Annotated in this window: 12 protein-coding genes; 3 read left to right on the top strand and 9 right to left on the bottom strand. The window is 33.5% G+C overall.

Going from position 1 to position 13,635, the window contains the following annotated elements; translation table 11 throughout:
• Positions 1 to 302: 302 nt before the first annotated feature.
• On the bottom strand, positions 303 to 1,127 hold the full coding sequence (tsf, locus tag AC3FI7_RS14040; RefSeq protein ID WP_142725494.1) for a translation elongation factor Ts: 825 nt from the start codon (positions 1,125 to 1,127) through the stop codon (positions 303 to 305).
• Between the two features lie 143 nt (positions 1,128 to 1,270).
• Here tsf and AC3FI7_RS14035 point away from each other — a divergent pair, with 143 nt between their 5' ends.
• On the top strand, positions 1,271 to 2,041 hold the full coding sequence (locus AC3FI7_RS14035) for a DUF6759 domain-containing protein (RefSeq protein WP_142725493.1): 771 nt from the start codon (positions 1,271 to 1,273) through the stop codon (positions 2,039 to 2,041).
• A gap of 55 nt (positions 2,042 to 2,096) precedes the next feature.
• Here the strand turns inward: AC3FI7_RS14035 and AC3FI7_RS14030 are convergent, their stop codons facing one another.
• On the bottom strand, positions 2,097 to 3,053 hold the full coding sequence (locus AC3FI7_RS14030) for an acetyl-CoA carboxylase carboxyltransferase subunit alpha (protein WP_142725492.1): 957 nt from the start codon (positions 3,051 to 3,053) through the stop codon (positions 2,097 to 2,099).
• A 49-nt stretch (positions 3,054 to 3,102) separates the two neighbouring features.
• Complete coding sequence (gene gltX / locus AC3FI7_RS14025) at positions 3,103 to 4,611, bottom strand: glutamate--tRNA ligase (protein ID WP_491460348.1); 1,509 nt, start codon at positions 4,609 to 4,611, stop codon at positions 3,103 to 3,105.
• 424 nt (positions 4,612 to 5,035) lie between these two features.
• Here gltX and AC3FI7_RS14020 point away from each other — a divergent pair, with 424 nt between their 5' ends.
• Both AC3FI7_RS14020 and AC3FI7_RS14015 read left to right on the top strand, forming a co-directional pair.
• Positions 5,036 to 6,463 (top strand): MAC/perforin domain-containing protein, encoded by a 1,428-nt coding sequence (locus AC3FI7_RS14020; protein WP_491460347.1) that lies wholly within the window; start codon positions 5,036 to 5,038, stop codon positions 6,461 to 6,463.
• 264 nt (positions 6,464 to 6,727) lie between these two features.
• Complete coding sequence (locus AC3FI7_RS14015) at positions 6,728 to 8,134, top strand: hypothetical protein (protein WP_491460346.1); 1,407 nt, start codon at positions 6,728 to 6,730, stop codon at positions 8,132 to 8,134.
• A gap of 163 nt (positions 8,135 to 8,297) precedes the next feature.
• Here AC3FI7_RS14015 and AC3FI7_RS14010 read toward each other — a convergent pair whose 3' ends face one another.
• The 6 genes from AC3FI7_RS14010 to AC3FI7_RS13985 are packed head-to-tail and all read right to left on the bottom strand — an operon-like array spanning position 8,298 to position 13,634.
• A complete protein-coding gene (locus tag AC3FI7_RS14010; RefSeq protein WP_142725488.1) occupies positions 8,298 to 9,335 on the bottom strand; it encodes a glycosyltransferase in 1,038 nt (345 codons plus the stop codon).
• A complete protein-coding gene (locus tag AC3FI7_RS14005) occupies positions 9,325 to 10,290 on the bottom strand; it encodes a WaaS/CpsH family glycosyltransferase (RefSeq protein ID WP_142725487.1) in 966 nt (321 codons plus the stop codon). The genes AC3FI7_RS14010 and AC3FI7_RS14005 overlap by 11 nt, the downstream gene beginning before the upstream one ends.
• The gene (locus tag AC3FI7_RS14000) at positions 10,287 to 11,282 is read right to left on the bottom strand and encodes a WaaS/CpsH family glycosyltransferase (protein WP_142725486.1); all 996 of its coding nucleotides are present in this window, start codon (positions 11,280 to 11,282) and stop codon (positions 10,287 to 10,289) included. The genes AC3FI7_RS14005 and AC3FI7_RS14000 overlap by 4 nt, the downstream gene beginning before the upstream one ends.
• A 4-nt stretch (positions 11,283 to 11,286) precedes the next feature.
• Complete coding sequence (locus AC3FI7_RS13995) at positions 11,287 to 12,033, bottom strand: glycosyltransferase family 2 protein (protein WP_142725540.1); 747 nt, start codon at positions 12,031 to 12,033, stop codon at positions 11,287 to 11,289.
• Positions 12,034 to 12,088: 55 nt separating this feature from the next.
• Entirely contained in the window at positions 12,089 to 12,853 is a 765-nt protein-coding gene (locus AC3FI7_RS13990; RefSeq protein WP_142725485.1) for a polysaccharide deacetylase family protein, read from the bottom strand.
• A gap of 1 nt (position 12,854) precedes the next feature.
• A complete protein-coding gene (locus AC3FI7_RS13985; RefSeq protein WP_491460345.1) occupies positions 12,855 to 13,634 on the bottom strand; it encodes a glycosyltransferase family 2 protein in 780 nt (259 codons plus the stop codon).
• Position 13,635: the final 1 nt, after the last annotated feature.

Raw genomic sequence — 13,635 nt, 5'->3', positions numbered from 1 at the left:
TTAATAAAATTTAAATAAATGTTAAAAAAATACTCTCTATTTTTTAACTAAAAGTCATATTGAGTGTGAAACTGGTAATTGGGAACAAGTGGCTGCTTTCGGTTTATATACAATATATTTTTACGGAAATGCTCTCTTCATTGGCCTTCTGGACAGTCTGAAGATATAATATAATCCATACTTGAAAAAAAAAATTTTGATTTATTGGCTGGGTTATATTCTTGTTAATAATCCTTAAATTTTTAAGCATAAAAAATCCCGGTGAATTGCACCGGGATATTATATTTTTTGGAGAGGGCTTATTATAAGCTTACTCTTACAAATCCTGTTACTTTTAGCTCTGGATTTACAGATTTTACATAATCAGCAACTGAAATAGAGCTGTCTTTGATGAAATCCTGGTGTACCAAAGTGTTGTCTTTGTAGAATCTCTGCATTTTACCTTTCAGGATATTGTCGATAATGTTTGCAGGCTTACCTTCTTCAGTAAGTTTGTGTCTTTCGATTTCTAATTCTCTGTCAATAGTTTCCTGAGAAACAGCGTTTTCGTCAAGAGCGATTGGGTTCATTGCAGCAACCTGCATAGAAACAGCTTTAGCAGCTTCGTCAGCTCCGTCTACTTTAGCAGAAAGAGAAGTGATTGCAGCAATTTTGTTTCCAGCGTGGATGTAAGCTCCTAAGAAATCTCCCTGGATTCTTTCGAAAGAACCGATTTCAATTTTCTCACCGATAACTCCTGTTTGCTCAACTAATTTTTCAGCAACAGTGATTCCGTGGAAATCCGTAGCTAAAAGCTCTTCCTTAGTAGCAGCAAAGATTGCCATTTCAGCCAATTCGTAAGCCAGCTCAACGAATGCTTCGTTTTTAGCAACGAAGTCAGTTTCACAATTTAAAGAAATTACAGCACCTAAAGTGTTGTCTTCGTTTACTCTTGCGATTACTGCACCTTCAGTAGACTCTCTGTCAGCTCTGTTAGCAGCAACTTTTTGTCCTTTTTTTCTAAGGATATCTACCGCTTTTTCGAAGTCTCCTTCAGCTTCAACTAGAGCTTTCTTGCAGTCCATCATACCTGCACCTGTTTGGTTTCTTAATTTAGCTACGTCTGCAGCAACTGGTGTATAAGACATAATATCTATTATTTTTTATTTAAGATTAGTATTAATTTTTAGCTTAATTTTAGAGCAGTGCAAAGATAATGATTTTAATGATAAACTAAAAAATGACTTTTCACGTTATTAATATATTTAATACTATTTTAAAGATTTGATTAATGAAAAAAATCTTCTTCCTTCTATTTATATGCATTTTTTCACTTGGTTTTTCCCAAAAAAAGAAAAAAACAAAATCAAAAGCTGTTGTTGAAAAAGAAACCGTTATTATCTATACAGAACAGGAGGCTGAAACTTCAAAGGAGGCAAGAGTGATTGCAGGCTTTTTGAAACAGAATCCCGGACATGCCAAAACAGATTATTTTAAAAGAAAGCTGATTGATATTATTATGGCAGGTAATTCTCCCGAAGCTAAGCCTACCATAAGACCTATCAGTAAGGATAAGATTGAGAATATCGTTAAAAATAATGAGCTTAACAGTGGTAAAACGATTGCAGCCAATAAAACTTATACCGCTAACGGGAAGCCTGTTTCCAATAATACAGCTGCTGCTATAGAAGCTCTTAAGGAAGAAAGAAGAACTACCTATGCATCTGTAGGTTCTGCAGGATCAGCAAAAAGTGCGGGAACATCCAAGGCGGAGCCAAGCGAAGAAAATAAAAGAAGAGCTGCCATGCTTACCCATCTTTTTAATAATGATGTGAACAAAAATGAGGCATACGTTAATATTAAAAATAGATCTGCCTGTAATCTTATTGTAAAAATAAGCGGGAAAAAATATTACAACCTGAGTGTCCCTGCAAAAGGCGAAAACTTTATCCTTATAGATAAAGGAGAATATGTGATGACAACAATGGTTTGTGATGCAAAATATTCTGCATTGAAGAAAATAGATCAGGATATTGAAATTGCACTCAATGTTGCAGAATAAGAAGAGAAGAAAACTAAAGAAAAAAGGTTAAGAAAATTTTTCTTAACCTTTTATTTTATCCTTTAAACTGACCCATCGCAATGAATTTATCCTGTCTTTGGGTTTCAAGCTCCTGTCCTGTAAATTTAGAAAAAGCTTTGATGTTTTGTAAAATAGAATTTTTCAAGTTCAGATAGGTAGTCTCCTGATCATAATGAGCTCCTCCAAGTGGTTCTTCAATGATTCCGTCGATGAACTTTTCTCTTAAGGCATCCTGTGGAGTAAGGTTTAATGCATTGGCTGCATCTTCCTTGTGATCCCAGTTTCTCCATAAAATCGAAGAACAGCTTTCAGGGGCAATTACTGTATACCATGTATTTTCCAACATGTATACTTTATTTCCAACACCTATTCCTAAGGCTCCACCACTGGCTCCTTCTCCAATGATGTAAGTAAAGATTGGAGTTTTCAGCTGCACCATTTCAAAAATGTTTCTTGCAATAGCTTCTCCTTGTCCTCTTTCTTCAGCTTCCAATCCAGGGTAAGCTCCCGGTGTATCTACTAAAGTCACCACAGGGATATTGAATTTCTCAGCAAGCTTCATCAGTCTTAAAGCTTTTCTGTATCCCTCCGGATTTGGCATTCCAAATCTTCTGTGCTGTCTTTCTTTTGTCGTTCTTCCTTTTTGAGTCCCTATGATCATTACTCTTTGACCATCTAAGGTAATCAATCCTCCAATCATTGCCGGATCATCAGCGAAATTTCTGTCTCCATGAAGTTCTAAGAAACTGCCTTTGTCTGCCATTCCCTTAATATAGTCCAATGTATAAGGACGGTCCGGATGGCGGGACAGCTGTACTCTTTGCCAAGGTGTAAGATTTCCGTAGATTTCTTTTTTCTTTTCCAGAATCTTATCCTCAATCTGGCTGCATGCTAATTTTACATCAACACCACTTTCTTCTCCTACTAAAGAACAGGTCTGGTATTGATCCATCAATTCTTTGATAGGAAGTTCGAAACTTAAATATTCCATTTCTTGAAGTAAATTAAATCTTTCAAATGTATGAAAAATTATGGTTATTCTATTTAAAATTATTTATAGCATTGTTTATTCTGCTGATACTTTCCTCTTTACCAAGGGTTTCCAGGATATCCGGAACGTCCGGTCCTTTCAGCTCTCCTACTAAAGATAGGCGTAACGGCATCATAACTTTCCCCATACCCAGACCTTTATTTTCAGCGAAATCATGCATCGTTTGTTTCAATGTTTCTGCAATAAATTCTGTGGATTCAAAACTTGAAGCCAATTCTCCTAAAACTGCTGAGGTTTCATCATTCCATGCTTTTTTAGATGCTTTTTCATCATAAGATGTTGGAGCTTCGAAGAAGAATTTTCCGTTTTCATAAATATCTTTTGGGAAAGTTGCTCTTTCTTTCATCAGATGAATAACTTTCAACAGTTTTTCATCTGAAACCCCTGAAAGTTCAAGATCTGTATTTTTAAGTACCTGAAGAAGTTCTTCATCAGATTTCATTTGTATATACTGGTGGTTGAACCATTCAGATTTTTCCTTGCTGAATCTTGCTCCGGCTTTATGTACTTTATGAAGATCAAATTCTTTGATCATTTCTTCTAAAGAAAGAATTTCTTTATCATCTGCAGGCGACCAGCCCAGTAATGCAACCATATTAATAAATGCATCAGGAAGATAACCATTCTCTCTGTACCCTTTGGAAATAACTCCTGTAGCAGGATCTTTAAAGTCAAGCGGGAAAACAGGGAATCCGAATTTGTCTCCATCTCTTTTGCTTAATTTTCCTTTTCCTTCCGGCTTTAAAATTAAAGAAAGATGTGCAAACTGTGGTGCTTTCCAGCCCATTGCTTCATATAAAAGTGTGTGAAGCCCTAAAGACGGCAGCCATTCTTCTCCACGGATTACGTGAGAGATTTCCATTTCGTGATCATCAATGATGTTCGCAAAATGGTAGGTTGGCATTCCATCATTCTTTACCAGAACTTTATCATCTAAAGTGTTGGTATTCACTGAGAATTTACCACGGATAATGTCTTCAAGATTTAATACCCTGTCAACCGGCATTTTGAACCTTACCACATAAGGAGTTTTTTCATCCAATAATCTTTGAACCTCTTCTTCTGAAAGGGCAAGGCTGTTTCTCAGATGATTTCTTGTTTTATTATCGTAAGAGAAAACATCACCTCGTGCTTCGTACTCCGCACGAACTGCATCCAATTCTTCTGCGGTATCAAAAGCAATGTATGCATAATCTGTTTTCAGGATCTGCTCTGTATACCTGTCATAGATATCTCTTCTTTCAGACTGTCTGTAAGGGGCGAACTTTCCTCCTTTCTTAGGGCTTTCATCAGGGATGATTCCGCACCATTCCAATGCTTCTTCAATATATTCTTCAGCGCCCTCTACATATCTGGCAGTATCCGTATCTTCAATTCTTAATACAAACTCACCACCTTGATTTTTAGCAAAAAGATAATCATATAACGCAGTTCTTACGCCTCCCAAATGTAACGGCCCTGTAGGACTTGGAGCAAAACGTACTCTTACTTTCTCCATTTCAATTTTTAATTTTTGCAAATTTACTTAAAATTATGCGTTTACGGGATGATTTATCATCGTGTATTATATTTTTGATTCAGGCCTTTCTGTTTATTTCTATAGATATTCATAAAATACTGTTGAAATGTATCTTCGTCCGGAAGGTGACTGGTTGTAGAATGTAAGTATAGCTGGATTGCTAAAATTGAAATCATAAAGAAAATATTTTGGATAAATAATATAAATAATAAGAATGCTTTTTATATTCATTGAATAGGTTTTGTTTTGATTATAAATCTCTTATTGGTGACTATATTTTATTTTATTAATCGATGTTTTTATTAGTCATTAAATTCACTATAAAATGATATATATCACCTGGTATTACTTACTTCACTCAATGTGGAGTTTTATATTTGTGGAGAATTTTTGAAATAATACTATGAAAAAACAAATTTTATTTTGCTTCAGTACAGCACTGATGCTTTTTATGGGATCATGTTCGTCAGAGCAGTTAAGTAATGAAGCAACGCCTGATAATCCCACAAAATCCAATCGTTTGTCCGCAGCTAAATTTGCAGGAGATGGGGTTTATGATGTCTTAGGGCATGGTTTTGATGCCGCAGGTGAGTATGCCAACGCAAATTCTGCTGGTTTTAAGGTCATTGATATCGACAGATTCAAAACAGAGCAGGCAGCGAGATTGGTTTCTGAAAATGCCAATACTCAGCAATATGTTGAAGAATATGGAGAGAATGCTCAGACTTATTCCAAAATGGTTTCTACAAAAGTAGATGCTACTGCCGGAATTCCTTTGTTCAAAAAAACATTATCAGTAGGATTCAATTCAGCAGTAACTACTAATCATAAATTTGATGCAAAATATATTTATGGTAGCTACAACCTTTTGATTAAACAGAAAAGACTGAGATTTAATGCTACAACGGATATGCTTGCAGACTATGTAACTCCTGAATTTACACAGGATTTGCAAACTAAATCTCCGCAGCAGATTGTACAGGACTACGGAACTCACGTAATGGTTGATATTTATACTGGAGCTAAAATGGATATCATGTTCCAATCTGAAACCAGTAATGAAAGCCGTGAGCGTGCTGCAAGAATTGGAGTGAAGATCGGAATGCTTAAAGTTTTTGATGTAGATGTTCAAAATGATGTTAATACATCAGAATCTTCCATGAACTATTCTAAAAAACTGTCATACAGAACAAGAGGTGGGGATCCTTCAAAAGGTCTGGTAGGAGAATTAAACCTTGACCAGAATACACCAAAAATAAATATTGCTAACTGGCAAAACAGTTCGACAGTCAATAATTCAGTTTTGGTAGAATTTGGAAACAACGGATTGGTTCTTATTTATAATCTGGTAAAAGATCCTGCTAAAAAAGCTCAGCTCAAGGCATATGTAGATCAGTATTTGATTGATAACCAGATTTCATTGGAATATAATACTACTATGTTGTATGGTTATCAAAATCAGGCAGACAGTAATCATTATTTTACTTTTAATACCAATCTTCAGCCATCTTCTTATTGGACAAACGAAGGGCCTACATTTAAAGTTTTCCAATATAAAGCACCTAATACAGTTCCTATATACTGTTTCAAAAGTACCTCAGGTGCCCATCATTATTTCACACAATCAAGCACATTGCAGCCTTCTTCATATTGGGATGTGTATATGGGGATAGCATTTTATGCATATAAAGATCCTGCTGGTGACAGAATTCCGGTTTATAACTATAAAGCAAGAAATCAATCAGATCATTATTTGACTGTAAATCCTAATCTTGGACCAACAAGTTATTGGGTAAAAGAAGGAATCGCTTTCTATATTCCTGCTAACTAACTTTTAGAAATATAAATCAATTTGTGGTCATTATAAAAGTAAAGCCAGTTATTTCCTGTTTCACTTTTTGTTTAATCATCATTTGGTTTGAAATGAAAGCATATTTTTTATTACGATTTAAATTGTTGCCAGTTTAAGTGATTTAAAAATGCTTATTAGAAGAATCTGAATAGAGTGTAAATTCTTATACAATGATATATACTCATTGTGTAGTTGTTTCCACTTATTGTCGAATAGCATATTTGCGAAAACTTTTATTAATCTATGAAAAAACAAATTTTATTTAGCTTCAGTACTTTACTGATGCTTTTTATGAGTTCTTGCTCTACAGAACAGCTCAACAATGAGGTAACACCTGAAAACCCTGCGGCAAAGACCAATAACCGAATATCTGCTGCAAAATTTGCAGGCGACGGAATTTATGATGTCCTGGGACACGGTTTTGATGCTGCTGGTGAATATGCCAATGCCAATTCTGCCGGGTTTAAAGTAATTGATATCGATCGTTTCAAGGCAGAACAACCTGGAAGATTGATCTCTGAAAATACTAATGCACAGGAATATGTAGAAGAATATGGTGAAAATGCAGAGTCTTATTCTAAAATGGTTTCTACGAAAATCACTGCTACTGCAGGAATTCCATTATTTAAAAAAACTCTTTCAGTTGCTTTTAACAGTGCCGTTACTAATACAAATAAATTTGATGCAAAATATATTTATGGGAGTTACAATCTTACCATAAAGCAGAAGAGAATAAGATTTAATTCAACAGTAGATGCTTTGGGAGATTATTTAACTCCGGAATTTACTCAGGATTTGCAGACAAAATCCCCTCAGCAGATTGTAAATGATTATGGAACCCACGTAATGCTTGATATTTATACAGGGGCAAAAATGGATATTTTATTCCAGTCTGAAACAAGTAATCAAAACAGAGAACATGCAGCCAGAGTTGGGATAAAAGTTGGAATGAAGGATATTTTTGATGTAGATGTAACCAATGATGTGAACACTTCGTCTTCTAACCAGAACTTTTCTAAAAAATTATCTTATAAAACAAGAGGAGGAGATCCTTCCAAAGGCCTGATGAATGATCTGAACTTAGATCAGAATAATCCAAAAATTAGCATTTCAGCATGGCAAAATAGTTCTACTCCGAGTAATTCTGTTCTGGTAGACTTTGGTTCTAATGGGCTGATACTTATTTATGATTTGGTAAAAGATGCTGTTAAAAAGGCCCAGCTTAAAGCTTACGTTGATCAGTATTTGATTGATAATAAGGTTTATTTACAACACAATACGGTCCCTGTATATTCATATTACAGTTCTAAATACAATGATCACTACTATAATACATCAAATGTCACTCCTAATTACTATGTAAATGAAGGAGCTGTTTTTAATGTTTTAAACTATAAGGCAGCTGGGGCAGTACCTGTTTATGGATATTACAGCAGTAAGTATAATGATCATTATTACAATACTTCAGCGGTTACTCCGAATTATTACATCAATGAAGGTGTTTTCTTTTATGCTTACACTTACCAGGCTCCCGGAACTGTTCCTGTGTATGGATTCTATAGTGGAAAATATCAGGATCATTATCTTTCTAAAAGCCCGGCAACACCTAATTATTATGTAAATGAAGGAATTATGTTCTATGCATATTAATTAAAAATATTGATATTTTACAGCAAAGAAACCGCCTCAGCATAGGGGCGGTTTTTTTACAATAAAAACTTAACCGCTGGATTTCTGCTTAAATAATGGGCCTTAAGAGAAAGGAATGAGATTCAATTAAAAAAAGGATAATTGCTAAATTATCCTTTTTAAGTTATCGTATAATATTATTCCAAATATTTACAGTATCACCGGTCTCATTTTTTAAACTATAATTTTCTAAAATGAAATGAGAAGAAAGCTTTCCTTTATTTAATATTTCCTGAGAATTTTCCTCATAAATTTTTATTGTTTCTTCTATTTTTTCTACAAACTCAATAATATTACCATCTTCTATAGGCGTAGAAAACTCAGGCTTTAGATATTCTTTTCCACCCTGGCCGGAATATCCAATTACATAACAACCACAAGACATAGCTTCCGCAGGAGGAAGGCCAAAACCTTCTTTATGATTAAAGCTCAGAAAAATAGCACTTTCTTTCATGATTTCTGCTACTTCCTGCTCTGTTTTGTTATCTATAGCAACGAGGTTCCATCCTCTTAATGTATTTCTTTGTTTTAATATACAAATAACCTGTGTGACATCATCGCCAAGCTTTCTTGGCATAAAACAAATTTGCTTTTTTTTATTTTCACCGTAATTAAATATTTGATTGTCAATGCCTAATCGCATTTTGAAAACTTTAGAATCGGGAAACGTATATTTTAAATATCTTTCAGCATCCTCTGAAGCTACAATTGTAGCCAGCGTTTTAGGATGATTATAAGGATTCACTTCATAGTTTTCATAGATTGAAAAGTAACCAAATGTATAATAACAATTTTGATTAAAGATCACTTTGGAGTTTTCAGGAGCTAGTTTATGAATATTTGGGCCATAAATTTCAGGAAAAACGAGAATAGCATCTTTTTCAATATCGATACTTTGAGTTTTTAAAAAACTTAAAATTAATTTTTTAAAGAAATTGATCTTTTTTCCTTTATACAGATATTTCAGCTCCTTGAATAAGTATGGGCTAACTTTTATCGGAACATTATTATTGAACCAGTTTTCCTTTTTTCCTCTTTTTTTAAGTAACAAATAAGCTTCGAATCCATTTTTGTTTAATGTTTCGACTTGTCGGTAAATTTGTTTCACACCTCCGCTCGCAAATTTATTAGTGGGGCATACAAAATAAATTTTAGTTTTCATGAAATGAAAGTATTGTTTTTATCCAGTTCTTAATATAATACTTTTCTTTTATCCAATCTTCAGCAGGTTCATAATCTTCACTTAAGAAGTTCTTGGGAATTGTAAAGTTTGAAATATCTTTAATGACAAAAATATTGTTTGGATTATAAAAATCATATGTGATGATTTCCTGGTTGGTTGTTATCAGTTTTTTATTTAAACCAATGGCTTCGTATGGTCTGAATGATAATCCTTTCTGATGAGGATGTGCTATATCAAGAATGATTTTACTATCTAAGTAATATTTATATGAATTTGAAAAAGGAATGATTTCATGAATGACCTGAATATTCTTAGGAAGTTTTTCTTTAATGGGAATAGACTTGTAAGTAAATAATTTCCCTTTTGCAGAGATATTGTTATCGTTAAAATATTCGAAAAGAATTTGTGCTTCAGCTATTCTTTTATCATAAGTTGCTAAATAGCAAACATCAAAATTTGTGACTGATTTTTTGTCTTTGACAAAGTAAAAATTGGTCACATAATTTAAATTATAATTCTTACAGTCATCGCTGTCAAAACTGCAGCATATATCAAACTTTTGAATATAGGCTTCCTGAGAAGGTATTTTCTGAATACTGTCCCAAAAGAGAACAATAGACTTTTTAGATTTATCAAGAGCAGAATTTAGATCATCATTGCTCAATACATCAGGTCTGTTTACTAATAATACATCATAATCATGAAGTTGAATGATCCGTTGAATATGCTCTCCTCTTTTTATATTTTTGAGATTTTTTTTAAGAAAGGTTTTTAAAAAGAAATTATATATCTTTTCAAAAATATTTTTGTACTGATATGGCAAGGTTGAATTAATATGAGTGACATCATACCCACTATATTTTTTCAGACCTTCAAAAACGACATCATTAAACCCATAATAACCAGGAGCGATAAATAAAAGTTTTTTTTTCATAAATTATTGCCATTATCAGCTATTTCAAAAACCTTGTTCACCCAGCTGTCCAACGTATATCTGTAATAGATTTCCTCCGGAATTTTTTCATAGGGTTTCTCAAAGAAAGATTTGTCAAGATTACTAATATTTTTGTTTAAAATCAAAATATTATTGGGATTGTAAAAATCATACGTTTTAATGGCTTCATTATCAGTAATGATTTTCTTTTCCAGAGACATGGCTTCAAAAACCCTGAAGCTGAGGCCGTATTGGCCTTCGCGCATCAGATCAAGTAAAACCTTTGAATTTTTATAATACCTTGGAAGATCATTATGAGGAATCTTTTTGATACTGAAAATCAGAAAAAGGTTTTTAGGTACTGTTGTAAAGATATTGGTCAGCTGATGTTTCCAAGACTTTTTTCCAATAACCATAATCTGAAATTTGAGACCCTGTTCAACCAGTTTTTTGGCCAGTTGTTTTATTAGTGAAACCCTTCTGTTATCATAAGATGTAATGTAGAAAAGGTCCATTTCCGGATGTTGTTTGCTTTCCGGACAATGCGGAAGATAGATGTAATTCGTCAGTTTTTCAAAACCATGCTTCTTTACATCGATATGATCAAATGAAAAGACTTTATCAAAAAGATACAGTTTATCTTCTACCGGAACCCTTTCCAGATTGTCATAAAGATAAGTAACCAGCCGGTCTGTATATTTTCGGATTTTTTTTAGAGTGGAAAGATCAAATGTATCCGGGCTCATGACCAGTATCTGGTCCTGATATCCTAATTTTTCCAGGGAGTCCAGAACGTATTTCTGTCTTTTTTCAGTCTTAAGATTTTTGTTTAAAAAAGTTTTACTTAAAGCATTTACAGCTCTTTCATTGAAGTTGGAATGAGTAACGGTACTGATCTTTATATGATGGGCATCAATACCACGTTTGCATAATGTTTCAACAATATACTTATCATAATCCCAAAAATCATAACTAATGATACAAATCTTCATTCAACTAATTTTGCTCTTTTTTTAATGATTCATAGGTCTCGAAAACGCTCAAAGATTGCAGGTAGGACAGCTGATAGCCTTCTTTCCCGTCTAAAATACCCAGTCTCATTATATAGGCTTTAAAAAATTTAAAAGCTGTTTTAATATATTGAATTAAAACATTGTATTTCTTCCCTTTTGCTGCCAGCTCTTTTCCTTTTAAAACGCCGTAATGAACCATTTTTTTTCTATAAGATTCATAATCTGAAACGGAGTAATGAAGCAATTTATTTTTTAAAACTCCGATGGATCCATTTACTTCAAGCGTTTCATGTACCTTTTTTCCTGCCATATATCTGGCCTTCGATTTTCTGAAAAGTCTGAAGTTTTTATCAGACTGTGTTCCTGAAAAATGAATCGGCTTTTGGGCAAAAAAGAATTTCCTGTAAAAATAGTAAGCATCTTTTTGCCCGGGTTTATTCAGTACGTTAATAATTTCCTGCTTCAGGGCCGGGGTAATTCTTTCATCGCCATCCAAAAATAAGACCCAGTCGTTTTTTGCAGCATCCAGAGCCAGATTTCTTTGTTTTGTAAAGTCTTCAAATTTATTTTGAATCACTTTTACATGGGAGAATTTCTTCGCAATTTCTACAGTTTTATCCGTACTAAAAGAGTCTATCACAATTATTTCATCACAAAAATCAAAAGACTCAAGGACATCCTGTATATTTTTTTCTTCATTATATGTTATGATTAAACCACTTATATTCATCACAACGATTTGTTTGATAGGTAACTATGTGAAAATATTTACCTAAAATTGTTTTTTAAAATAGTTTTAATCTTCCAAAGATAAGTTTTAATTTGAATTTTATGATCGAATCTTTGCCTTTTATATCAATTCTACACAGCTCGTATGGATACTGCGTAGGGTAATAATTCACTTTATTACCAATTCTTACTGCAAAATCAATTCCTATTTTTTTCAAAATAGAAAAAAAAGCATGTTTTTCTTTATTTTTATTGGGATATTTACCGTACGGATAGGCCAGAACCCTTGAATACTGTATGTTTTGGGCATCAAGAATTTCCATATTCTTTTTTAGGTCTTTTTCTATAAAATCAGGAGATCCATTTTTAAGATTTTCATGAGCGTGGCTGTGAAGGGCAATCTCAAAATATTTTTTATCCAGACTTCTGATTTCATCAAAGGTCATCATAGGGTAGTTTTTATATCCTTTTTCAATAAAGCCTGTTGGAATAAAGATAGTAGCCTTCAGGTCATACTTTTCAAGTAAGGCAGGCAGGTATTCAAGATTATTTCGATATCCGTCATCAAAGGTGATGATAATATTCTTTTTTGATGGAGTATTAAGCTCTGAAAAAAAATGGGGAGTATATTTTTTATGGTTTAGATAAGAAAACTGCTGCTCAAGATTTTTTAAGCTGACTGTAAGGTCTTCATGGCTTTCTTTTTCAATCTGGTGATACATCAGAATAACCAGTCTGTTATGTGGAAACATAAAAAGGTATAGACGGAAATACACAGCGATAAATGCCGCCAATACAACAGGAATCAGGTATAGGATCATGCTATTTACCGTGTTTTTTCAATTCAGACAGTCTTATTTTTTCACGCAGTTTGATATATTTCAAAAAGGTATAATAGGACATTGTTTTGGCGATATAAAATCCGGGGAATCCATCCAGAAAACCCAGTTTGAAAATAAATACTTTAATAAATTCAAAAACAGGACTGACAATGATTTTGAATCTGTTGATTTTTTTTCCTCTTTCAAACATCTTTTCCGCCATCATATCAGAATATTTATTGATTTTTGATACATGATGGTAAATACTTTTGTAAGTATAATGGTCAAGCTTTCCTTCCAAAAGGCCGGATTTCTGATCGGTAATCAAAAATTCATGTACCTTGTCATCAGAATATCGGGCATACTGTTTTTTGAAAAGCCTGTCACGATATACATTTCCCCACCCTCCGTGCTTGATCAGGTGTATGCCAAGATGGTTACTGAATTTGGCCATATAAACATTGAATTCCGTATTTTCCGAAAAAACAATCTTTTTTATGGATCTTTTCATGTCTTCATCAGGAACTTCATCAGCATCCAGAAAAAGAATCCATTCATGAGAGCATAAATTAAGGGCATGGTTTTTTTGTTCACCATACCCATTGAATTTTTTCTCAAAGAACTTTACTTCAGGATATTTTTGAGTGCAGATTTCTTTGGTCTTATCTGTTGAAAAACTATCGACAATAATGATTTCATCAGCAATATCTGCTATTGAATCTAAAAGTCTTACAATATTTTCTTCTTCATTATAAGTAATGATTGCAAGGGAGAGAGCCATT

The sequence above is a fragment of the Chryseobacterium sp. TQ-BC-N36 genome, assembly GCF_058382295.1.
Note: the sequence above shows the minus strand (reverse complement) of the source record. Positions and strands in the feature narration are given on the sequence as shown.